The 23,922-nt window shown below is 37.3% G+C and carries 14 protein-coding genes and 2 pseudogenes; 11 read left to right on the forward strand and 5 right to left on the reverse strand.

Going from position 1 to position 23,922, the window contains the following annotated elements; all coding sequences use genetic code 11:
• Positions 1–305: 305 nt before the first annotated feature.
• A complete protein-coding gene (holA, locus tag F6K40_RS08305; RefSeq protein ID WP_293134000.1) occupies positions 306–1,295 on the reverse strand; it encodes a DNA polymerase III subunit delta in 990 nt (329 codons plus the stop codon).
• A gap of 75 nt (positions 1,296–1,370) precedes the next feature.
• On the opposite strand from holA, the gene F6K40_RS08310 reads away from it, so the two are divergent.
• The 3 genes from F6K40_RS08310 to F6K40_RS08320 all read left to right on the forward strand — a co-directional run bounded on the left by F6K40_RS08310 (position 1,371) and on the right by F6K40_RS08320 (position 6,011).
• Positions 1,371–2,111 carry a DUF1868 domain-containing protein gene (locus tag F6K40_RS08310; RefSeq protein WP_365670691.1) on the forward strand — a complete coding sequence of 247 codons (741 nt, stop codon included), beginning with the start codon at positions 1,371–1,373 and terminating at the stop codon, positions 2,109–2,111.
• Between the two features lie 1,552 nt (positions 2,112–3,663).
• On the forward strand, positions 3,664–4,302 hold the full coding sequence (locus F6K40_RS08315) for a ThiF family adenylyltransferase (protein ID WP_293134006.1): 639 nt from the start codon (positions 3,664–3,666) through the stop codon (positions 4,300–4,302).
• A 1,043-nt stretch (positions 4,303–5,345) separates the two neighbouring features.
• Complete coding sequence (locus F6K40_RS08320) at positions 5,346–6,011, forward strand: HAD family hydrolase (protein WP_293134009.1); 666 nt, start codon at positions 5,346–5,348, stop codon at positions 6,009–6,011.
• A 189-nt stretch (positions 6,012–6,200) separates the two neighbouring features.
• Here the strand turns inward: F6K40_RS08320 and F6K40_RS08325 are convergent, their stop codons facing one another.
• The gene (locus F6K40_RS08325) at positions 6,201–6,794 is read right to left on the reverse strand and encodes a MerR family transcriptional regulator (protein ID WP_293134012.1); all 594 of its coding nucleotides are present in this window, start codon (positions 6,792–6,794) and stop codon (positions 6,201–6,203) included.
• Between the two features lie 1,003 nt (positions 6,795–7,797).
• On the opposite strand from F6K40_RS08325, the pseudogene F6K40_RS08330 reads away from it, so the two are divergent.
• The 4 genes and pseudogenes from F6K40_RS08330 to F6K40_RS08345 form a co-directional block, all read left to right on the forward strand.
• Positions 7,798–8,079, forward strand: a pseudogene (locus tag F6K40_RS08330) (zinc ribbon domain-containing protein); the annotation flags it as partial.
• Positions 8,080–8,137: 58 nt separating this feature from the next.
• On the forward strand, positions 8,138–8,362 hold the full coding sequence (locus tag F6K40_RS08335) for a hypothetical protein (protein ID WP_293134015.1): 225 nt from the start codon (positions 8,138–8,140) through the stop codon (positions 8,360–8,362).
• Complete coding sequence (locus F6K40_RS08340) at positions 8,349–8,567, forward strand: hypothetical protein (protein ID WP_293134018.1); 219 nt, start codon at positions 8,349–8,351, stop codon at positions 8,565–8,567. Before F6K40_RS08335 ends, F6K40_RS08340 begins: the two co-directional genes overlap by 14 nt.
• A gap of 347 nt (positions 8,568–8,914) precedes the next feature.
• Positions 8,915–9,235: pseudogene (locus F6K40_RS08345) on the forward strand (DUF6745 domain-containing protein); the annotation flags it as partial.
• Positions 9,236–9,390: 155 nt separating this feature from the next.
• Here the strand turns inward: F6K40_RS08345 and F6K40_RS08350 are convergent.
• Positions 9,391–12,261 (reverse strand): zinc-dependent metalloprotease, encoded by a 2,871-nt coding sequence (locus tag F6K40_RS08350; protein ID WP_293134021.1) that lies wholly within the window; start codon positions 12,259–12,261, stop codon positions 9,391–9,393.
• Positions 12,262–13,568: 1,307 nt separating this feature from the next.
• On the opposite strand from F6K40_RS08350, the gene F6K40_RS08355 reads away from it, so the two are divergent.
• The 4 genes from F6K40_RS08355 to F6K40_RS08370 all read left to right on the forward strand — a co-directional run bounded on the left by F6K40_RS08355 (position 13,569) and on the right by F6K40_RS08370 (position 19,894).
• Positions 13,569–17,489, forward strand: coding sequence for a DUF3160 domain-containing protein (locus F6K40_RS08355; protein WP_293134024.1), 3,921 nt, complete (start codon positions 13,569–13,571; stop codon positions 17,487–17,489).
• Positions 17,490–17,945: 456 nt separating this feature from the next.
• Positions 17,946–18,173, forward strand: a complete 228-nt coding sequence (locus F6K40_RS08360) for a DUF2281 domain-containing protein (protein WP_293134027.1) — start codon at positions 17,946–17,948, stop codon at positions 18,171–18,173.
• Positions 18,163–18,594 carry a type II toxin-antitoxin system VapC family toxin gene (locus F6K40_RS08365; RefSeq protein ID WP_293134030.1) on the forward strand — a complete coding sequence of 144 codons (432 nt, stop codon included), beginning with the start codon at positions 18,163–18,165 and terminating at the stop codon, positions 18,592–18,594. The genes F6K40_RS08360 and F6K40_RS08365 overlap by 11 nt, the downstream gene beginning before the upstream one ends.
• A 190-nt stretch (positions 18,595–18,784) precedes the next feature.
• Positions 18,785–19,894 (forward strand): AbrB family transcriptional regulator, encoded by a 1,110-nt coding sequence (locus tag F6K40_RS08370; RefSeq protein WP_293134033.1) that lies wholly within the window; start codon positions 18,785–18,787, stop codon positions 19,892–19,894.
• A 1,046-nt stretch (positions 19,895–20,940) separates the two neighbouring features.
• Here the strand turns inward: F6K40_RS08370 and F6K40_RS08375 are convergent.
• Positions 20,941–22,443, reverse strand: coding sequence for an MmgE/PrpD family protein (locus F6K40_RS08375; RefSeq protein WP_293134036.1), 1,503 nt, complete (start codon positions 22,441–22,443; stop codon positions 20,941–20,943).
• Between the two features lie 441 nt (positions 22,444–22,884).
• Positions 22,885–23,895, reverse strand: a complete 1,011-nt coding sequence (locus tag F6K40_RS08380; protein ID WP_293134039.1) for a sterol desaturase family protein — start codon at positions 23,893–23,895, stop codon at positions 22,885–22,887.
• Positions 23,896–23,922 lie beyond the last annotated feature (27 nt).

Below are 23,922 nucleotides of genomic sequence, written 5' to 3' on the forward strand. Positions count from 1 at the left end.
TGGTTATAAGTGAATTTCAATAATTGTTTAATTAAGGATTCAAGCCTAGTTCTTCAAAAAACGAAAAAATCAAAAATATTTTCCTTATTTCAATCCCAATACTTTAGGCAGAGGTTATAATGAGCGAATTAATAATTTTTAATTTTGAATTGATTTGACCAATAAATAAGGTCTCAAGCCTCCTCGTTAAACAGGAGAAAAAAGGAAATTTCAGTCCTTATTCGCCTCCTTATTACTATAGATATTGATAAATGATAACTGATAACTGAAATAATTTTTAACCCTAAATAGTTTGACGATATTTCCTATAACTTTCTTGATGTTGATAATAGCTGACAAAGTTCGATAATTTTAGTTTGTAGGGTAGATATTTCCTCCTTTCCTTGTTTGAGACTTACTTCCAACTCTAACAATAAGGGTAAAGTTTTTTGTAACTGATTTAATGATAAAGACTTTACCTCTTGCCGTAAAATATATACCCGTTTCGGGTTGTTTATTTCTACAGCTTGGGCGATCGCCTTTTCATCTTTTTCTCCTGTCTCTATCATTAGTTTGACCCAAAACCATGTTCTAAATTGGCCTACTAAAGTAGCTACTATTCTTAATGGATGTTCGTTATGGGCAATTAAATCTGCTACTAATTCCAAAGCTTTAACTGTATCTCCTAAACGAATAGCTTTGGCCAACTTCAAACTACTTTGAGTTTGAGGTCCTACTAGAGTAGTAATTACTTCTAAGTCTAAAACAGTATCTTGGGTATCATAAAGTTGTAATTTAGTCAACTCACTATGCAATTGTCGGCGATCGTTACCTAAAGCTTCTGCTAAAAAAGTAACTCCAGCAGTAGTAAGCTTAACTCCTACTTCCTGAGCCATTTCTTTGACTTGCTTCTCAAGTAATTCTGTTTCCCAAGGAGGAATAGGAGAAAAATCTCGAACTTGAGCCACTTTTTGGAGCAATTTTGTGGACTTAAGTCTTCGATCAGGTTTATTAGGCGTTGTAAATAATAGCAAAGTCGTTTCGGGAATCTGAGGTAGAGTCCTCTCCAAATCCTCTAACAAATTTTGTGAGCAATGCTGAGTTATATTAGTATCGACGAGCCAAACAAAACGACTACCAGAACCAAAAGGTGGGGTCATGGCCTGATTCAATCCAATTTGAACTGCATCTGTTGCTGGCGAAATTTTGTCATAATTAAAGCTAGTCCAGATCGGATCGAGGACAGATTGACGCAAAGCATTAACGGCTTGCATCATTGAATATCCATCCTCGCCAAAGTATAGGTAAATTGGCATAAGAAGCTATTTTTTGACAAGGGGCAATTAAGATTGGACGATACATATCAGAACTACATTAACCGAGTAGCTCAAATGACGCTACCACAAAGTTACAAGTCTCAGTTGGAGTATATCCAACCTTCTCCCAAATTTAAAAAACTAATCAATGGCCAAGTTGAGGCAGCAAATTTTCCTGGTTATTCAGTGATTACTCCACCTGGGGAAGAGGACTCACAAAACAGTAATTTTTATCAGGCTTTACAAAAGTGTCAAGAACAATTAATAGAACTATTAGGTACGAGTTTAATGATTCCTGTGCCTGGCAATAGTTTTCATTTGACCTTAGCCGATCTAATTTGGGAAAGTGCTTTTCTAGATGCTAGTCAAAATAATCCTCTATTTGAAGAAAAATTACGTTCTTGTATTGCAGAAAGTTTTCAGGAGTTATCTATTTCCGCAAATGGCCATCAAATTCAATGGCAAATTTTGGGAATTATAGTAATGACTAGATCAGTTGGTGTTTCTTTAGTGCCAAAAGATGAAACTTCTTATGAACAAGTTCTAAAATTACGTCGGTTAATTTATCAAAATCCTAATTTCATTGCTCTAGGTATTGAACAGCAATATCACTTGACTGCTCATGTTACTTTGGGATATTTTGGGGAGATTCCATCAAATTTAGATATTGCTGGTTTGGCAGATAGCATTTCAGAATTAAATCATCAATGGTTAGAAACTACTCCAGAAATTTTGGTACATCGGGGAGAACTGCGAAAGTTCGATGATATGATTAGCTACTATAGAGAATCTGATTGGCCTGTTGTAGATTTGTGATGAAATTAGACATTAATTATGGTCTAGTTAATTAATAAATCGAAAAATCAAACATAATTTTTGTCCCGCCGAACAATCCTATTTTTGGCGGATAATTTCACCTATTAGTTATCAGTACCTAATGCTAAAATTAGATCCTTGAAATACTAGGCGCGAATATTTTTTTCATCCCCTATCCAGGGGAAAGAGTATTCAGGTGACTTTTTGGTTATTCACTTATAAATCTTCCATCATATCGGGTGTGGAATTATAGAATAATTCTCTACTAAGAGAGCAAGAAAAACTTACTCTTAAGTTATGGCCATTATTGAGTTATGCGATCGCTAAAACAGCTCAATTACTTCAAATAAGTCAAAGATTAGGACTTACGCAAAGATATTATATGTAACATCTAATAGTTAATTTCGAGCTTCACTGTAATTTGATGGGTTAGCGGATCTTTGCGTTAGCAATCGCCTAACTATATAGCAACAAAACTTCAGTTATTTTAAGTTAAATAACTTTCATTTTAATGGAAGGATATTTGAATTCTGACTTGAGATATTCCAATAATAATTTATGCTTAATTTAATAAATAGTTTTGCCTATTTTCGCACTCTATATTTTTCAAAAATTCCAGACTAACATAGCACAAGCTATATAACTTTTCGGAATTTTTCTGAGACGACATTGATCAAAGTTAATACTGGTTAATTGCTTAATTTCTGGATTGATATCTTCAATTTTCCATATTCTCTAATTTTTCTATATTTCTCTACACCACCAGTATTATCTATGCTTACGATTAATTTTTAAACGACAGTAATAAATTTTTCCTAAGTTATCTACTAATTATTGTGTCATTACTAACATTTTCTAGGTGATTTGCTAAAGAGTGTGATTGTATAATTTGTGTGATAATTCAGTAAATATTGACAATAACTAATATATAGCAATTCCCAAGAAGCGTGAGGTACAAAATTCCTTGGTTTTAGGGAACAGGGAACACTTAACTGGGAACAGGGAATAGGGAATAGGGAATAGGAAACAGGGAATAGGAAATAGGAACAAATAAAGATAGGTGTACCTCACGATTGCTGAGAAACGCTATACTTAAAATTCTTATTTTTAAATCAAATTAACAATAAGCATCTCCGAAAATCAAAAAGCAAATCAATTCTCATCCAGAAATTATCTATTCTTTCTTCCTGTTCCCTGTTCCCTGTTTCCTATTCCCTCTTTTCTGGAGATGTATAATAATATAATTCTCTAATAATTAGAGTATTTTAGCAATGTTTATTGACTATTAGCAACATCTATATAGGAATCCTAAATAGGTTGTGACAAATTAAAAAGTAAATAAAAAAGTTGAAACTCCTACCTGTTGCCTGTAGCAATAGTGTCTGTTGCCTAAAGCAGTAAAATTTTTGCCACGAATATATTAGAGCATTACTATCGCAATCAGGAATCAGATGTGAGAATTGAAATGTTGCTTAAAAGTAGAGAATATAGCAGCTATTATATTCATATATATTCATTTTTTTTCTTCCCTGTTCCCTGTTCCTAGGAAACCATGTCTATATTTTTTCACGAACAACTTTACCGCAGTCCAGACATAATGACAAAGCTAAAAAATTTGTCAATAACTATTTGTGGTGCGGGTGCTTTAGGAGCAAATATTACTGAAAATTTAGCTCGTTCTGGATTTAGTAAATTAGGAGTAATAGATTATGATCGTATTGAAGAGCGTAACCTATCTACTCAACCTTATTATCGTTCTGATATTGGGGCATTTAAAGTGAAAATTCTGACGAATAGTCTTTATCGTGCCCTGGGAATAAAAATTGATGGTAAATCTCAAAAATTAACTGTAGAAAATGCGGATCAACTATTAGGAAAAAGTGAATTAGTTATCGATACTTTTGATAATAGTCTTAGTAGAAGTGCTGTTAAAAATTATTGTGCTAGTTCTGATATTTATTGTATTCATGTAGGATTAGCTTCTGATTATTCAGAGATAATTTGGAACGAAAATTATCGAGTTCCTTCTCCAGTAAATGATGATATTTGTGATTATCCTTTAGCGAGAAACTTGGTAATGTTAACTGTTGCTGTTGCTTGTGAAACGGTGATTAATTTTGCCGCGACTAAACAGCAGCATAATTTTACTGTAACTTTGGGAGATTTTGTTGTAAAAGAGTTATTTATATAAGATTAAAATTGAGCAAACAAACATTTGATTTATTTTGACAGCAATTTTGAAAGTTGTGAAGTACAGTTTAATACTAATATTTATTACTTATTCTTTGAGATAAGTTTTCATTAGACTTCTTGCAGAAGTCAGGCAATAGGCAATAGGCACTCTTGCAATAGCGGTGCGACCCCGCGACGACGACAGATCGCTTGCGGAACGCGCATCAAGAGAGGGGATGAAATTGTTGATTTCAGAGCTAGTATTGATTGAATTTTTACTTTTGCAAGAGGTCTATTTGATTAGACCACAGTATTCAATAATAGATAATGGATAATGGATAATGGATAATGGATAATTACCTCTCCCTAATACCAATTACCATGCATTAATTATATACTTCAGCTATACTTCAATAGTCAATAGTTATCAAATTTTAAAGTCTGTTTTTGACAATTTAAGGTAGGTTAGTATATACTTTTTCTACAGACGTTGAATGCAACGTCTTCTCCCCACACCTCCCACACGAACCAACTTCCCCACCCAATCAGATATAGCATTCATGCATGAGAAATGGTATAAAAAGGAAAGGATTGAGTAAAAAGAAAAAAATTATTTTTTGCCCCTTTATTGGGGAGGTTTTAAAGGTAAATTATTTAATTATTAATTATTCGGTCAATCTAAATGGTACTATTTTTTGGTAGTCTATCAAGAAAGTGTGGGAATAATAAAATGATTATTGTTCCTAAATACTTTCAATCATCAGGACTTACCCAAAGAAACTATATATAGCGTCTACTAATTTGGGTGATTGCTTAAAAAATTATAGCGATCGCTATAGAACCCCTAAGGATATCTTTTGAGAAAAAGGTATATATTTAAGTTAAGTAGAGTAGCTCACTTTTTATAAACAGGAGTTAGGTAAATCCCTAATTCGAGTAGTTTAACAGATAAAGAATTGGTTATTATTAAACCATTATTTATTGCCAAAAAAGAAAAAAATTCGTCTGACAAAATGGACTAAAAGACATAAAAAATACCATTTATCTATCTATTAAATTAAGATGCTTAAAGCAATTTTGTTTGACCTCGATGGCACTCTGGCAAATACAGATCCCTTGCATTACCAGACCTGGAAAGAAATTTTAAATAATCACGGAGTAGTAATTGACCATACATCTTATAAACAATATATTAGTGGTAGAACTAATCCAGCAATTATTCAAGATTTATTACCACAATTATCCGCCACAGAAGCAGAAGAACTCGCAAATTATAAGGAAGTAAAATTTCGAGAAATTGCCTTAAACTTAAAACCATTAACAGGATTATTAGAATTTATTGAATGGGTGGAAAACCAAAAACTCCAGAAAGCAGTTGTCACAAATGCACCTCCTGAAAATGCTAAATTCATGCTAGAAGTTTTACAGCTACAAGATACTTTTCCATTAGTAATATTAGGTGGAGAAATGACTGTGGGAAAACCCGATCCTGCACCTTATAAATTAGGTTTAGAAAAGTTGGAAGTTTCGCCTCTTGAGGCGATCGCTTTTGAAGATTCTCGTTCTGGAATTAAGTCTGCGGTAGGAGCAGGGATTTATACAATAGGAGTTGCTTCTACCCATGAACCTGAATCTTTATTAGAGGTAGGAGCGAGTATTGTTATTAATGATTTTAGTGATGCAAAACTACGGCAACTTTTAGATAACTGGAATATTTCTGGTATGTAGCAATATAAGGATTTAGCATTTAGCATTCAGCTATTTAATTATTTGGTAAATATTTTTTGCTCGCTCCCTACTCCCTACTCCCTACTCCCTAACTTAAATAAAAAGGGAAGGGTTTAAACCTGAAATGTTTAATTATTAATTATTTGGTCAAGATTTTTTGCTCACTCCCTACTCCCTACTCCCTACTCCCTACTCCCTAACTTCAGAGAATACTTTATGAATAATTTGTACTTCCGGGTCTACTTCAATCCATAAACTTTTTTCTCTACCTTGAGTTCTAGTAATTTGATGAGGTTGATAAACTATTTTGCAAGGTCCGAGAATTTCTGCTTCGTGACATACATTGTAGCGATCGCCTTGTTGAATATTAACTGCTGGCAAAGAAGTAGCATTTTTTTGATTAGCTTGAACTACAGTTGGTAATACATGAATAACTGTTTTAGTTGTACGCTGTCCTTTATTCCAAGTACCGTCTGGACCTCGACGACCTGGTATGATTTCTGGTATACCTTGGTTATTGAGAGGAATGAACCAAGACCGCCCATTTTTATAAGCACCCTGAATCCGACCTTCTTTAAGTAAGACTCGTACTCTAGCTGTAGAAATATTGAGAAGAAAAGCTGCTTGTGTTGTACCTACTTCCATTTTAATAAACCATTCCGAAACGTTAATATTATCAGTATAAAGTCGTTCAATACAAAAGTCAAAAGTTCTCGCGCCGTCGGGTTGCGTGAATAGGGAATAGCAAACTTTCTTTCCTGTTTGATTATTTAGAAATGTCAAATGCCTTAATGGGTAGTGCTATAAAAGTCAGATAAGCGTTGAGGTAATTAGCGATCGCCTCAAAACTACCCATCCAAATCGTACAGGTTTCTCAGAAGTCGAGGCACAGGCACATGAAACTTATTTTATCTAAAAATATCTTTTTATATATAATTTTGAATAAATTTTATTCTAAGTTAAAAAAAATAAATAATTGTAATAATCTTAGAATAAATATTAATATCATGTCCGCTGCTATAGTCCCGTGTAAATCGGCACAGGCAAGATGCCTATTCCACAAGGTTCAGATCTACAGGAAATTTAAGTTGTTTCGGGGTAATACCCTTAACTCCTAGATAACTACAGCAATACATAAGCAAATTTCTGAATTCTAAATTCGCGCATTCTAAATTCTAAATTCTTACCCTTTACAATACCGATGCTACCGGACATGATATAAAACAGTCCCAGGAACCTAATGGACGAAAAAGTTTTTTATTAAAGCTACAGATAAAAAACAATTAAGCCAAATCTTGCATATAAAAATCAGTATAAATAATGTATATAATTTTCAAAACTTATGTGAAAAATAAATATAGCACTACGCATTAAGGTATTTGACATTTCTAAATCCTGCTTGCGGAGCATTTCCCTATCAGAAAAAGCCTTTGAAAGTATGCTATTCCCAGTTAAGTGTTCCCTATTCCCGCTCCGCGTAGCGCTATAAAAAAAATCTAGTTGATGAATAAATATAAAATGATGTATCCTGTAATTTACGTAGAAATATAATTAGCTGTAATTATAGTTACGATTAGGATGAGAAGTTTAGAAGAAAATTAAAGATGCAACCAATTCGTCAAGGTGATGTGATATTGCAGCCGATTGAGCTAACCTCAGGCCAGAAATTGTTTCACCTGACTTTAGCAGAAAGACGTTTGTCTGGAAGACTTAAACGTTAAAGGCATGATCCATTCTCGAAAGTTAGCGGCAGACAACAGACGGCCAGGAATTATATCAATTCAGGGAACGATTGACAACCAAAATCGTTACCAACGGCGGAACTGTTGTATTAGCCATGCAGTGGTTTCCATCGTCTAAAACTTGTCATCATTGCGGTCATATTCATTGCTGTATTAACATAATTGCGATCGCATCTATAATTGTCCTCCGAAAAGGCACAACAATAGACCGTGACTTGAATGCGGCGATTGTACTATCTCAATATGGGGAAGTTAATCAAAAAACTAGGGTAGGCTGTACCCGAATTTACGCTTGTGAACTAGAAGGGGTCCACTCCCTAGATTGAAGCAAGAAGCAAGCATCAAAACTGGTAATTGCAAGGTTTATCCTGATGCCTGCCGGAATTGAGTAGGTATTGTACAGCAAAAGTCACAGGACATTCTCACCAGATTACTAATGGAAATGCCCAGCTATACGAAAAAGATGGCACGCTGTATCTAAAAGTTTTGTCACAGACAGCAAATTTAACTCACGAAGAACATAAACCAGTCAAAATTCCACAAGGAAACTGGATGGTAGGCATTCAGCGAGAATATGAACCTATGGGATGGCGCTATGTGGCAGACTAAAATTAAAAATCTAACAACAGAACAAAAAGCATTTATACGAATTTATCGGGAAAAATGGCGCAAAAATATAGTGTCAACTGACCCGATAAATAGGGAAAGAGGAACAGCAGCAGTAAATGCAGTTTATTCGGCACAGGGAAAAAAGAAACCAGAAATTCTATTTCTGAGTAGTCCAGATGCCATACAGCGCTTTTCAGTTGAGTAGACCACTAAATTCATTGTTAGGAGTCAGGAGTCAGGAGTCAGGAGTGAGGAGTGAGGAGTTAGGAGTCAGGAGTCAAGAGTTAGGAGTGAAGAGTAAGTATCATTGTGGTTTATTCATATGAAAACCGCTGTAAAAGAAATAGTAGGGTCGTGATCGCCCCAACGTTTAGTACAAATTTTGGGATCTCCCTTACTGAGTTCGTTGCAAATTGAACTGTCAGAGAAATTGGAAAGTCAAATTGACTATCAACTCTGGCACTAACTGGAAAATGATTTGCCCAACGAGCAATTGTTGCGGTTAATGTTTATTTGGCAAGATGCTCTAGGTAAAGACGCAGAATTGTTAGGGTGAAGTTGCCAGAAAGATATGGATTATTACATCCTCACCGATGGCAGTCGCGATGGTTATTGACAGAAGAAAATGCCGAGTTACGGCGAGTCTTAATTCAAGGAATAGACTACAGTAGAATTTGTCAGGAATTACAAGCGGTAGAATTAGATAGTTGGCGGGAGTATAGTTTACTGAGAATAGATAATGATATTGATGTTGAACCGATATATCTATTAAAAATGACTTGCCCGAGTACGAATTATATTCATGCCACAAGGGTACCGCCAGATGTGAGTACGGCGAGAGAAGCTATTAAAATTCTGTCTCGAGTCTCCTGACTCCTGATTCTAAAATTCTGTCTCGAGTCTCGAGTCTCCTGACTCCTTCTTCTATACTATATTTTGTGGTGCGGAATGTAAGATAGAACGTTAAAATCTCAGTTGAGGTTAAAAAGTTCTAAAATCTTACTTTTGAATGCATGAATTTTGAATTTCTAATTAGAATCTAACTGTGCATTCAAAGTTTTCACGATCCGATCGCGCGTTTCTTCTAAATGCGCTCTAGTATAATCATCCATCTTCTTACGCCGTTTTTTAATCGCCTTGTGCAAATCTTTATCCAGTTGTCGCAGTTCATACCAAGCTAAACTTCGAGCATCTTCAGGCACCCTCCGATTACGCAAAACTATTGAAATTAACAGATTCAGATGTTCCCGTTGTAGGGAACGACGCATACCAGAAATTTCAACTGCACCCCCAGTTGGTTGTAAAACCTCCCTCCAAATACTATTTTGCAGAGTCTCAAAAAGTTCTGGTAACTGCAAAAGATTATCTGGCGTTGTCTTCAACTCCAAATCTCGCAGACGAGTCAAACGAGTATTAGAAAGGAGCGATCGTAAAATTCGACGTTGCACCAATAAAACCCGGTCTTGAATTGGATAATCTAAAGGAAACACCACAACAGGACTTCCCCAATGTAACCAACGAGACGGTGCCAACTTATTCAAGAAATCTGGTGAGAACTGAAACGCCTCCTCACTAAAAACATACTTATCTAGTATTTCCAAAGCTTGACGTTGTTTCTCTACAGGTATTGGTTCAAATGGCAAACCCCTATTAGAGCTTTTTATGTTCTCTCGGTTAAACGACTGACCCCCCACATACAAAGTAGCATTCCTTATTTGCCGGAAATAATAAGATAAAACCAGATCAAACATCACCCTGATATCGCTATAACTTTCATTATTTCTAAGACCCCGCTTTTCTAAACCCTGCCAAATATTCTGGGCGTTATCTAATTGCCACTGAGAATAAACCAATGTATCGCCACTGAGGTCAAACCTATTTGCTGCCGGATCTAGAATGCTATAGGAATCTTCTTCTGGAGCATAAGATAATTCTGGTTGCGTAGCTCGACTCGCAATCTCTTGTAAAAAGCCTTTTTCACCAATATAGTTAGTTATGCCACTGGGTTTGTAACCGTATTCAATCGCCCACTCATCATAAGGACCGATTACAATCGGAAAATAGTCTCCTTGAGTTATTCCCTGTGGAGCTATATTAACTGGTACGTAATCCATTATAGATGCGACTAACCCTTTTGTGTGAGTAATGCTGGTATCATTCAACTGTTCTGGTGCCAACATTGTGCTACCATGGAAATTATGTCTGAGACCGAGAGTATGTCCGACCTCATGAGCAGTCAGATATTTTAAGAACTGATTCACATACTTTTCCGTTTCTGTACTATAAGGTCTGACATTTTGCAAAACATCCATTGCTACTGCTCCCACTCCTAACTGTTGAGATGAATTCCAACCAAAACAAAGGTGTTCTGATGAATGGGAATGTGATAATAATGACTTACCAGAAGATAGATATTGTGTTTGTAGGGATTTAGGAATTATAGATTCTATATTATTATTTTTGTCAGAAATATTTGCTTCTGCCTCAGTTTCCAGATTATCTAAATCCCCTGAATACATATCTAAAACACAGGGATTATAACTTTTGCCATCCTTAGTTTTAAAAGCCTTAGCAAAAGATTGATTTTGTAAAACCAGACGACCTATTTCACCATATTTAATACTTCTAATAACTCCTGCATCTAGAATAATATCTGCATCTAAAATTTCCCCTGTTAATGGATTGAAACGGGAAGGACCAATGCCTCTAAACCAAGAGTCAAAAGTAGTAGACCAACGAATTGTATTGTAACGAATATCTGCTGGGTCCCAAGTCGCATCATCGGGCATTTGTTTAACTTGAATAGCATCAATAAATCCGGCTTTTTCAAAAGCTTGATTCCACATTAAAACTCCTTCGCGAATGGCATCTCGATATTCGATTGGGACTGTATTTTCTATCCAGAAAGTTATCGGTTCTAAGGGTGGTGATAAAGGTGCGCTAGGAATTTGTTTTTCCAGATTCCATCTCTTAATATAACGAACAAAAGGTTCCCGACGACTATTGTCAGAAACATCTTTATAGGCACTAAGAAAATAACCTACTCTTTCATCTGCAAGTCGAGGAATATAACCATTATTTATTGGTAATTCAGAAAAACTAAAGCGGACTCTAAGATTAAAAGCACGACTATCTGGTACAGATTCCAAATCTCCTGTATTATATTCATTTAAAATTCCATAAACTGACTCTAGTTCTATATTCAAAGGAAATGCTTTTCCATCACTAATATAAGAATTTGTATATTCTATTGAATAGTCATCAGGTAAGATTTCTTCTAAGGAGAATAAGTTTAAATCCCCAATCAATAAATTTTCTAAATCAATGAGTAATGTTTGTTTTTGAGGATGAGTTGCTTCAATAGGTAGAGAATATAAAATTGAGTCACTAAAAGAACGTTTAATCGAACGAGCTTGTGGGTCGAATTCGTCAGTACGAAACTTGATATTTGGCAAAACAAATTGAATATTATCTTGCTGTTTTCTTAACTGGAATACAAAATCTCTAATTGGTATGCCACTAATTAAACCTGCTTCACCAATACCCGATTCTAAAGCGATCGCACAAAGGAAATTTTGATTCAGTTGTTCTGGTTGAATTTCCATTAATGTTTGACCTGTTTCTTGGTCTCGATAAAGAGTAAACATTCCTTCTAATTTTTCATACCCATCAACTAATTTTTCATAACTATTATCTTGTGCTTCTGCATTACTAATTAATTGTGGTTCTGCTGAAATATTTGTTATTGAAGCTCTAGTCCTAGGAACGATCGATATTACCAGTATCAATGATAGACAAAATAGCAGTAATATGCTTATAATTTTACTAATTTTTAGCAGAATTATTTTGTCTAGTTGTTTTGTCTGTTTAGGAGTTTTATTTTGATTAAAAATCCACATAATTAATTAAGGAGTAAGAAAGAAGTATAGTAGTGACGTAACACGCCTAAAATTTGGCAATAGTAGACACTAAAATTAATCATATCAACAATTTAATTAAAAAAAATGTCCCACCCTCCGATTCGATAACTTAATGTACAAAATTAGCTGTGTCAGTCTCATAATATAATCAAATATTGAGCTATTAATACTCATGTTAAATATTTTAATATTTTCCCACTTTACCTGATTTTATTAATTTAGGTTTCGTATTTTATAGCAGTTCTTTAACGTACAGCGGATTCCACTTTGGTGAGATACACCAATTGCGGGCAAGATGCCCACACTGATAGGATTTAACTGTTAATTTGTGTACTTCATATACTTGGAATATGCTGTAAGAAGTACAGTTTTAGATCCCCCCCTGCCCCCAGATCGCCCCTAACCCCCCTTAATTAAGCTATGCTTTATAAACATCTTTCTTAACATAAAACTTGGGCATTATAGACAAGTTATGGGTACGTCTGGGTTCGGCTTTTTCGGGAGAAAAATGTATTGAATTAGACACAAAGAAGTGAAGACTGTAGACAGAATTCTTCCTCCCCCTCCTCCCCATCCTCCCCATCCTCCCACAAGGGTTTCAAGAGTTCCTTATAAGGGATAGCTTAATTAAGGGGGGAACCGCTTAAAAAGGTGGTAGCCTTCAAAGTCCCCCTTTTTAAGGGGGATTTAGGGGGATCGTGAATGTACCTCATAACTATGGGAATTGCTATATATAATCAGGAGTTACGCATGAGGTAGGAAAAACTAGGATTTGAGATTGCTTTCCTGTCGGTCTAAAGTCACAAAAATACATTTTACTGTGTAACTTCTAATAATAATTCAAAAATTTATTTTTTTCCCTTTAAAGGTGAATTATTAATTATTAATTAAATGAATAGGTTTTCTATACTTTTTTGTATCTTAATTTATCTTTTTCATCAAATATAAGTTCCCTATAAAATCTTTTAATAGTGCTTATTATTCGTAACATTCTTTTTTAAAATTGGTATAATTCTCTCAAATCCAATACAAATAATTTTTCAATAATTAATAATATTAAGAAATTACCTTGATTATAACCTAGATACCCCCTAGTGCAGGATAGCAGAAATAACAATTTGCAGCTTACTAGCTTCCTAAAAGCCTCACTAAGCAAGACTTTTGAATGCATGAATTTTGAATTCCGCGTAGCGGCACTAGCTAGTACCTGGATATTTTGTTATGATAAGAAACCACTTAAAAACTAAGAGTACCAAGAGTAATTTAACAGAAAGAGAAAAATGGAAATGGCAAATAGCTCTCTTGCTCAAACGGACAGTGATATTTTTGGTTACAATGCTGTCTTTGAAGAAGAATGGGATAAATTGGGACAAATGTCAACCAAGGAATTTGCCCAACGTTACGATGCCAATGCTGATTATCTTCAAGGAATCAATTGGGACCCAACTACGGCTAAATACTGGAATTTGTTCAATATAGATCCAGAAGAAAATAATAAAAATCCAGAAAAACGAAACTATCGTAATTATGACTTTCGCCTCGATCCAGAAGAACTCGCTGTCTTCAAGAAAAATGGTTTTGTCGTTAGCGAGTACATGGGCGCCAGGAGTTTTGCTGAGATGTTCTATCGCATCTATAGTAATGATTTACCAGTATTTGTTTCAGCTGACTCCATTCTTCATGCTTGGCATATCTCTTATGATGCTATCCTCGAAGAACTTGAAGAATTGGTTTTAGCTCCTTCTTTAAAAGAAATTCTTGAGAGTATGGCAGAAAAGCTCCCTGTAGCTGCGAGAGAATATGGAAATGGAGAGCTAGAATCAAGTTTAAAAGATGTTGATTATTTCTTAGCAGTAGCTCGTTCTCTACTTAAACCCAATCCAACTAAACAACGTTCCAATCTACCTGAGGAACATATCAAAACTTACTTAAATCAGGATAAGCGTGTTGCTCGAACTCTCAATTTTGTTAAATCCCAACAATTTCTGGAATTTAAGTTATTTGGACGAAAACGCCAAGTAGATTTTTCTCAATTTAAACCAAGGGGTCATTATGAAAGTTCTGAAACACTGCGAAAGTATTTCCAAGCAATGATGTGGTGTGGCAGAATTGACTTCTGTATTGCTGGTAAACCCCAAGATGCTTCCCCGCGAGAACTGGGTGCAGCGATTATTTTCCACGATCTTCTCAAAAAATCAGGCAAATTCCAGTTATGGCAGCAATTTGATGAAACTCTCCAAACCTTTGTGGGTTGGACAGATTCAATGACCTTTGCTCAATTGGAGCAACTTTTGACACAAGCACAGATTAAGTCTCCAGCAGATATTAATAACTTATCAAGTTTAGAGCAACTACAAAATCAAATTTTGGAGGGAAATTTTGGTATTCAAAATATCCGAAGTCACTATCAATTACTCGAACCGGAAGAAAAACCACAATTACCCAGAGCATTCACAGTATTGGGTCAAAAGTTTATTTTAGATAGTTGGGTAATGTCTCAAGTAGCTGATATGTCAAAAATCGGGTATGGTACTTATATCCCAACAGGTTTAGATGTGGCTTTTGCTGTATTAGATAATAATCAGATTGTTCCCAATCTTGTTGAACGTATTACTAATCTTAAGAAAGAACAGCCAAAAGTTGCACTTAATTACCAAAAGAACTTAGCAGCAGCCAAAAATGTAATTGAACAACAAGATCCATCCGTTTGGAAAGATAATATTTACATAAATTGGTTAGCAACCTTGCGTGAATTGTCAAAACCTATTTCCGACTCCAAATATCCTGAAGCAATGCGAACTCGGACTTGGGGGATGAAAACTCTCAACACTCAGTTAGCTTCATGGACACAGTTGCGCCATGATACTATTCTTTATGCAAAACCAATCTATGGTGGGGGAATGACGTGTGAATATCCGGCTGGTTTTGTTGATCCGAGACCAGAATTTTGGGAACGTTTTGAGCAAATGGTGAGGTTGACTGCCGAACAGCTTACAAAAACGCCTCTACAATCCCAAGAAATTCAGACCAAACAGGTTAATTTTCTGGAAAATTTTGCCCAAAAGTTGGGCATTCTCAAAGAGATTGCGTCAAAAGAACTTGCGCAGAAAGCACTTACAGAATCCGAATCCGGATTTCTTAAAGATATTGTCGAAATGACGTGTCGGAGCTACAACGGCTGGTATTCTCAGCTTTTCTACAGCGATCAAAAAGACTTGAAGAAATGGGATGCTTTAGTTGCCGATGTGCATACACAACCTGGAATAGAAGTAGAAGACCCAGATATTGTTCTCCATGAAGCTGTAGGGAATGTAGATTTGCTGATGATTGCAGTAGATAACGGTGACGACCGCATGGTTTTTGCTGGTCCGGTTATGAGTCACTACGAATTTGAGGTTCCGAACCTGATGCGGAAATCTGATTCAGAGTGGCAGCAAGACATAGAGAACGACAATCTTCCCCCTCGTCCTGATTGGACAAAGGATTACCTCGTTGTCGGCAACAAAAATGCTACCATACTCCGCTTCTCAAAAACAATAGAACTGCTTGGTAAAGAAGATATATCAGTTCGCATTGAGTCTATTTTGGCTTTAGAAAGAATTGCGAAGGATTCTGAAAAAGACCATTGGACTATCATGGAAATTTTAACTTCATATATTCGTAAATATAGTCCTCAACAATCTTCAAGTAATGCTGAAGAAATTCCTATGGATATACAAGTAGCAATAACAGTTATTAGCAGGAGAGATGTAAAAAAAGATAAGAATAAAACATTAAATCTCAAGAATAGTTATTTAATAAAAGCTGACCTCAGTGGTGCTAAACTCAGTGGTGCTGACCTTAGTGGTGCTAAACTCAGTGGTGCTGACCTCAGTGGTGCTGACCTCAGTGGTGCTAAACTCAGTGGTGCTGACCTCAGTGGTGCTGACCTCAGTGGTGCTGACCTTATTGGTGCTGAGCTTAGTGGTGCTGACCTTAGTGGTGCTGACCTTATTGGTGCTGACCTAAGTGGTGCTGACCTAAGTGGTGCTGACCTAAGTGGTGCTGACCTTAGTGGTGCTGACCTTAGTGGTGCTGACTTTAGTGGTGCTAAACTCAGTGGTGCTGACCTTAGTGGTGCTAACCTGAAAGGTGCTGACCTTAGTGGTGCTAAACTCAGTGGTCTTAACCTCAGTGGTCTCAACCTCAGTGGCGCTAACCTCAGTGGTCTCAACCTCAGTGGTTTCGACCTCAGTGGTGCTAAACTCAGAGGTGCTGACCTCAGTGGTGCTAACCTGAAAGGTGCCGACCTCAGTGCTGCTGACCTCAGTGCTGCTGACCTCAGTGGTGCTGACCTCAGTGGTGCTAACCTCAAAGGTGCTGACCTCAGCGGTGCTAACCTCAGTGGTCTCAACCTCAGTCGTTTCGACTTCAGTGGTGCTGACCTCAAAGGTGCTGACCTCGATGGTGCTAACCTCAGTGGTCTCAACCTCAGTGGTTTCGACCTCAGTGCTGCCAACCTCAGTGGTGCTAACCTCAGTGGTGCTAACCTGAAAGGTGCTGACCTCAGTGGTGCTAACCTCAGTGGTCTCAACCTCAGTGGTTTCGACCTCAGTGGTGCTAACCTGAAAGGTGCTGACTTCAATGGTGCTAACCTCAGTGGTCTCAACTTCAGTGGTTTCGACCTCAAAGGTGCTAAACTCAGTGGTGCTGACCTCATAGGTGCTAACCTCAGTGACCTTAACCTCAGTGGTTTCGACCTCATAGGTGCTAACCTCAGTGATGCTAACCTCAGTGGTGCTAACCTCTATCGTGCTTTCCTCAATCGTTCTAACCTCAGTGGTCTCGATCTCAGAGGTGCTGATCTCTATCATGCTAACCTCTATCGTGCTGACCTCAGTGGTGCTAAACTCGGTTCTGCTAACCTCTGTTGTGCTTGCCTCAGTGGTGCTAACCTCAAAAGTGCTGACCTCAGAGGTGCTGACCTCAGTGATGCTAAACTCAGTGGGACTGACCTCAGTGATGCTAACCTCAGTGGTGCTAAACTCATTAACAAACAAATCAAAACAGCTTGCAATTGGGATAAAGCTATTTACATAAAAGTAAAATATTCGGATTCAGACGATGAATGGATTCGAGAAAATGAAGAAGCAAATAATCAAAAAATCCAAGAAATTGAACAAGATCAAAGTTCTGATCCTGCTAGTCCTCCTGACTGCAAAAACTAAAAAAAATCAGTTTATTACTTATGAGTTTGATCTGACACAATCCCCTTCTCCAGAATGGGTGGCGAACTACCCCATAGTTCCTGAAAACACCAGACCATTTTGAAGAAAATACACCTCGTCTATTTCTATGCCAACAGAAGAAATTAATAATAATTATAGTGTTAGTGGCGTGTCACTGCCATCTCCTCTATAGTTATTATTAATATCTTAATATACTTAGTAAAGAATCCCAATCTTTGTATCAATTATATATTTTTTTCCTCGTATAATACAATACCATGTCCGGATAAGAGCGTGATAAAAACACTTCTTTCTCCTGGTACATTCTTTTCTCCAGTCTCGAGTCTCGAGTCTCCTGACTCCTCCCTAATTATTTATAACTATTCAACGGGACATGATATAACTAGCAAATTGCGCTATCCTAGTTATTGGTAATTAATTTTTCAGAGGATAGAGATGACAAATTTGGAGCAAGCAGTTTTAGAAAGATTGCGAAATTTACCCCCCCACCAACAGCAAGAACTTTTAGATTTTGCTGATTTTTTACAGCATAAAACAAGCTTTAAGCGACCTCGGATCGATGTTAAGGGACTCTGGACTAATTTAGATATTGATATTAGCGAAGAGGATATTAGTCAAGCGAGGCAAGAAATGTGGGCAAATTTTCCCAGGGATGATTTTTAATGACAGCAGTTATCGCAGATACTCATACAATTATCTGGTATCTAAACCAGTCATTTCAGTTATCAGTTATCAGTTATCAGTTATCAGTATCTCTTCGGCTTTAAATACTGCTGTTTTCGAGCAAAATTGCATTTATGTTTCTGCCATTTCTGTCGTTGAAATTGCTTATTTAGTGGAACGATCTCGGTTGCCCGAAGAAGCTCTAACCCTATTAGTTGATACTTTTTCTAATCCTGATACTGCTTTAGAGATAGTTCCTTTAAATTTGGCGATCGCTCGTACTGTACGGCAGATTCCTCGGAATGTTGTTCCAGATATGCCAGATAGAATTATTGCTGCAACAGCGTTCTACTTAAACCTACCTTTGGTGACTCGGGATCTCCAGATTCAAAGGTTAACTGAAATTCAGACAATCTGGTAATTTCCGTCAAATTTATACTCGGCACGGAAAGGAATTACGCTTCTCAGACTCAAAAATAGGATTTTTCTTCGAGTCAAAAAACGTAATTCTTGCCCGTGTAAAGTATATTTTCGTTTTTTAAAATAAAAATATGATTATAATCTTAGACTAAAAGCTAAATAGTCATCAAAGTAAAAATAAACATAAAAATATGGAACTTTTGGCCTCTTGGCATCAATCAATTACATCAAGCTGGCAGAACCTGACAAGAATTATTCAACCTTTGGCCTTTGCAGCCATTGTTGGCTTTGCCTGCAATTGGCTAGGAGTTCCTGTAGCATGGTTACTTGGGCCTCTATTAGTTGGCATTACTTATGCTTGTATTCAGGATAATCCCAAACCTCTCCCTTCTGATTTTATTAAGGTTGGCAAGGCAATTATCGGACTTTACTCAGCATCCAGATTTTCTCCAGATACACTAATGTTAGCAACAACCCACGCCATACCTGTAATCTTGTGTATTTTAGGAACGGGTGCTTTAAGTATGTTTAATGGCTACTTACTGTACAAATGGGGTGGAGTCAATAAATTAACAAGTTTTTTAGGAGCTATTCCCGGTTCAGCTACTACCTTAGCTATAATGAGCGAAGAGTATGGAGCAGAACCAATAACAGTCACTGTACTTCAATATATCCGCATGGTTGTTGTGGTACTAACCATACCCACAACTGTTACTCTCCTGTTTCCGAATAACGTCGTAGAACCAATAATGACCGCACAATCGACAGTTAACGATTCTACGGTCTCAATATTCTTGAATTTACCTGTATTGGCTGGATGTTGTATTTTGGGAATTCTACTTGGTAAGTGGCTCAAGCTGCCTACAACCGGATTTTTAGGTGCCTTTTTAGTAGGACTATTATTATTTTGGAATTTGCCTGGCTTGTTTTTCGTGCCCCATTGGTTGTGGGTTTTTGCATTGATGTTAGTTGGACTTTCCATCGGTTGGAGATTTAATCTACAAGCAGTACGCCAGCTTTGGCAAGCCGTATTACTGGAAATTATTCTTGTTATTGTACTGATGTTATCTTGTCTTGTTATTGGATATCAATTTCACTTGATAACTAAAATAGACCTAATAACAGCAATTCTTGGTTTTACACCGGGAGGACTGGAAGCTATGATTGCCACAGCTAATCAGTTAGGAGGAAATACGGGAATGGTGTTAGCAGTACAAATAACACGGCAAATGTTGATTTTATTGGGTCTTTATCTATTCGGATTTACACAAAATAGAAGCACAAAACAGTCTGAGACATAGAAGTGTGGGGAGTGTGGGAGGTGTGGGAGGTGTGGGAGGTTGGTTCGTGTGGGAGGTGTGGGAGGTGTGGAAAGTACAGGACTCAAAAATATAGGGTTGTAAATATTCTCTGACGACAATGAATGAGCAATGCCTACTCCCCTACTTCCCTACTCCCTCTTTTCTGGAATATAGATACACTTAGGCTTCTATAGAATCTTGTCTGCTCATGCATGTTGGTATGCTTGAACTTTAGCGACTGAAAAGCTGGCACTTTTTTTATTCCAAAACAGCAGTGGGAGCATCTTGCTCCCGTGCCAGGGATTCCTTGTTCTTGAAAGGCAGAGAAACCGGGTTTGTCTCAAATACCCTTGTACGGACGTTGCTTGAGGATTAATGCGTTTTCCGTTCCGGAATGCTCCTATTCCATGTCGCGCAGCGTTAACGGAGTTGTGCTTTAGCAAAACGTCCCTACCATTAATCTCCCACAAACCCGGTTTCTGATAACGCTATCGGTATAGCGTTTCTCAAATTGGTAATATCATGTCCGCTGGTATCGTTGGTGTAAACTCAAGGGTGAATTTTACCGGAAATTTAAGTTTTTTTTCTGGATCTTAAGTATTCCTGCCAGTTAAGTGTTCCCTCCTCCCTGTTCCCTGTTCCCTGTTCCCTGTTCCCTGTTCCCTACCTTTGCTATACAATACCGATGCTACCGGACATGATATAAGATACAGTTTTATATCATCAGGACTTACGCAAAGAAACCCGATTTCTAGGGTCAATCATTGTTTTTGACAATAAACATCTACGAGAAACCGGGTTTCTGGGTTCGCATGGCTTTAGTCCTAATCATGTCCGGTAGCATCGTTTGTGTATAGAATTACAGTGGTTTTCCTGCACGGTAGACCACAGTAGGGACGTTTTCCGCGCTTGAGCGGACATCTAAGGGCGAATGGCATTCGCCCCTACGAGCGAGCGCGACATGGAATAGGAGCATTCCCTATACGAAAACGCATTTTTGTTATGCAAGATCCCTACAGGGTTTTGGTTATATTGCTACAATCAAATCAAAAAATTCCCTTAGCAGAATTCTCAATAAGATAGCCAGGCGATGCAATTAAATTTAATCGCATTAACTCTTCTGGAGCTAACTTCGGCAACTGTTGCACCAGAGTCAGAAAATCTTCTTGCTCTTTAGGATCAATAATTCCCTCAGTTAGAGTCTCGAACTTGCGAATATAATCAGGACGCCGAAACGGCCTCGCCCCATAAGAATGAGCATTAGCAACAGCCAGTTCATCCTCAATTTTAGAACCATCATTAAAGAAAATCTCAACGCGAGCGCCAAATGCTCGTTCCTTCGGATCTCTACTATGATAACGTCGCGTCCATTCTGGATCTTCTAGCGTGCGTACCTTATGCCAAAGGCGAACCGTATCCTCACGCTGTGCCCGTTCTGGAGTATAAGAATCAAAATGATGCCAGCGTCTGTCTTGCAGAGCAACAGCAAAAATATACGTAATCGAATGATCCAGGGTTTCCCGCGTCGCCTGGGGGTTCATCTTTTGCGGATCTCCCGAACCTGTACCGATGACATAATGAGTTTGATGACTGCCGTGAATAACAATTTCTTTTATATTCTCGAAATCATCAATTTTTTCTCCCATCCGAAACGCTAAATCAATAAGTCCTTGGGCTTGATATTCTGCGGAATGTTCTTTGGTATAAGATTCCAGAATTGCTCGCTTTGCTTCCCCAGGTTCAGGAAGAGGCACTTCATATAGAGCATCTGGTCCGCTTAAAATCCAAGCAATAACACTGTCTTCACCTTCGTAAATTGGTGATGGCGAACCTTCTCCTCTCATGCAGCGATCGACAGCTTCGAGAGCATTTTTGCCAGCATAAGCAGGAGCATAAGCTTTCCAGCTTGAAATATCAGCTTTGCGAGATTGCCTAGTTGTAATCGTGGTATGAACTGCCTGCTGGATAGCTTGATAAATCGTTTCTGTATCTAATTCTAACAGAGTACCAATTCCAGCAGCAACAGAAGGTCCCAAATGAGCTACATGGTCGATTTTGTGTTCGTGGAGACAAATTCCTTTAACTAAATCGATCTGAATTTCATAGGCAGTTGCAATCGCCCGCGTCAGAGCTGCACCATTACAACCGCATTGTTGAGCCACTGCAATAATTGAGGCAATATTATCTCCTGGATGAGAATAATCAGCAGCATGAAAAGTATCGTGAAAGTCTAGTTCCCTCACGGCTACACTATTTGCCCATGCAGCCCATTCTGCACATACTTTTGTTTCTGGGGGAACGCCAAAGATAGTCGCACCATCATTGCGTAAGTGTGTTAGAGCTTGAGCGCGGGCTGTTTGCACTGAATGATAATTGAGAGCAGCACAGGCAGCGGCAGCATTGTCTATGATGCGGTTGATAATCATTTCAACAACATCATCTTCAAGTGCAACTGGATCGGATGCTACTGCGGCAATTTTCCAAGCAAGTTGTTCTTCCTTGGGAAGATACTCTTTAGAGGGATAAGTTCGGACTTGATGAATTTTCATAATTTTTTTCGGCTGTGAAAGTCTAATTTAATTAATGTTTACCAACAGATATCTCTGGATAAAGAGGGAACAGGGAACAGGGAACAGGGAACAGGGAAATACAATTGATAATTTATGGATAGTAATTGACTTTATTTTTAATTTTCACGCTTATGTCTAATGGATAATTGATAATTAATCCCCAAAAGTTTAAAGCCTCTCTTTACCAATGAATAATTGATAATTAACAATTGATAATTAGAGATACTTTTTATTAATCAATAATTGATAATTAGAGATATAGCAATCAGTTGTGATTTGTGAGAATTTGTAATATTTTATCGTAGGATTTTGGTCTCCAAACATAAGCTAAGATAGGGTTTAGAGACCAAACCCCTACATTTTTTTCTCATATCTCATTCCTGATTGCTATAGTTTTCATTATCCATTATCCATTATCCATTATCCATTAATTAACCTAGGTATTTGAGTAAGGAAGTTTGTCACTTTTCTATATGCTTGCACAAATGGATCGAAATAAAGCTGCCAGATATTATCGTAATCTTTTTGTTCGATTCCGACTGCAAAATATTCCCGGACTTTTGGAACGTAAAGCGTTCCAAATAAGTAGTCCCAAAATGAAAATATTAAAGCAAAATTTTTGTCAATATGCTCTGCTTTTTTACTATGATGAATTTGGTGCATAGCTGGACTATTGAAAATATGATTTAAGTGCCAACCGTAGGAAATCCAAATATGAGAATGTCGCAGATTAATCACGAACCGAAGCAAAAAGGTGGAAATCAGTAAACCAGCAATAGCGATCGCTTCTATTTCCTGATTTATACAGTAGCTGAATATTCCCATATAAACTCCTAGAAACAATGCTCTAAAGATTTGCTTAAACGCTACATCAACTGGGTGATCTCGAAAGCCTGTCATGGGATTCAAACCCTCCGCTGAATGATGTACCTTATGAAACTCCCACAGCAGCGGGATTTTGTGCAGAAGGTAATGAGAAAAAAAGGCACTAAAATCTAGCACCAGAACTGCCAAAATTGTATAGATAACTTTGAGAGTCAATGTCACTTCTAGTTGACTTTCAACTGGTCCGAACCATCCCCGCAAATACTGGCTGAGGAAATGGGCCGTTATCTCCGATAAAGTAAAGAAAGCAGTCAGACTAACAATTATCTTGAATAAGCCATTTATCAGATAACACTGATAGTCTAAAATTGCCGATCGCTGAGTATAAAGAGATTTCGGAAAGCAATAACCTAATGCTTTTCTCAAATCAAAACCCATTGATTTTGACTCGCGGAGATAGTAAACCCCTAAAGCAACCAGAATAGTGAAGAGCGTATAACTCCAATATAACCGATTACCGGGATTAACTACCGGAAAAGCAAGTAGAAACAATGCTTTCAATAAATCTGGAAGTTGCTGAATAAATTGTCCAACAGAATCAACCATATCAATGCTCCTGAGATTATTATTAAA

The organism is Okeania sp. SIO3I5 (assembly GCF_010672085.1).
GTDB lineage: Bacteria > Cyanobacteriota > Cyanobacteriia > Cyanobacteriales > Microcoleaceae > Trichodesmium.

Excerpts from the sequence above, each read along its gene's own strand:
- holA (WP_293134000.1), bottom strand. The coding sequence starts at position 1,295 with ATGCCAATTTACCTATACTTTGGCGAGGATGGATATTCAATGATGCAA.
- F6K40_RS08310 (WP_365670691.1), top strand. The coding sequence starts at position 1,371 with ATGACGCTACCACAAAGTTACAAGTCTCAGTTGGAGTATATCCAACCT.
- F6K40_RS08315 (WP_293134006.1), top strand. The coding sequence starts at position 3,664 with ATGTCTATATTTTTTCACGAACAACTTTACCGCAGTCCAGACATAATG.
- F6K40_RS08320 (WP_293134009.1), top strand. The coding sequence starts at position 5,346 with ATGCTTAAAGCAATTTTGTTTGACCTCGATGGCACTCTGGCAAATACA.
- F6K40_RS08340 (WP_293134018.1), top strand. The coding sequence starts at position 8,349 with ATGTGGCAGACTAAAATTAAAAATCTAACAACAGAACAAAAAGCATTT.
- F6K40_RS08350 (WP_293134021.1), bottom strand. The coding sequence starts at position 12,261 with ATGTGGATTTTTAATCAAAATAAAACTCCTAAACAGACAAAACAACTA.
- F6K40_RS08355 (WP_293134024.1), top strand. The coding sequence starts at position 13,569 with ATGGCAAATAGCTCTCTTGCTCAAACGGACAGTGATATTTTTGGTTAC.
- F6K40_RS08360 (WP_293134027.1), top strand. The coding sequence starts at position 17,946 with ATGACAAATTTGGAGCAAGCAGTTTTAGAAAGATTGCGAAATTTACCC.
- F6K40_RS08365 (WP_293134030.1), top strand. The coding sequence starts at position 18,163 with ATGATTTTTAATGACAGCAGTTATCGCAGATACTCATACAATTATCTG.
- F6K40_RS08370 (WP_293134033.1), top strand. The coding sequence starts at position 18,785 with ATGGAACTTTTGGCCTCTTGGCATCAATCAATTACATCAAGCTGGCAG.
- F6K40_RS08375 (WP_293134036.1), bottom strand. The coding sequence starts at position 22,443 with ATGAAAATTCATCAAGTCCGAACTTATCCCTCTAAAGAGTATCTTCCC.
- F6K40_RS08380 (WP_293134039.1), bottom strand. The coding sequence starts at position 23,895 with ATGGTTGATTCTGTTGGACAATTTATTCAGCAACTTCCAGATTTATTG.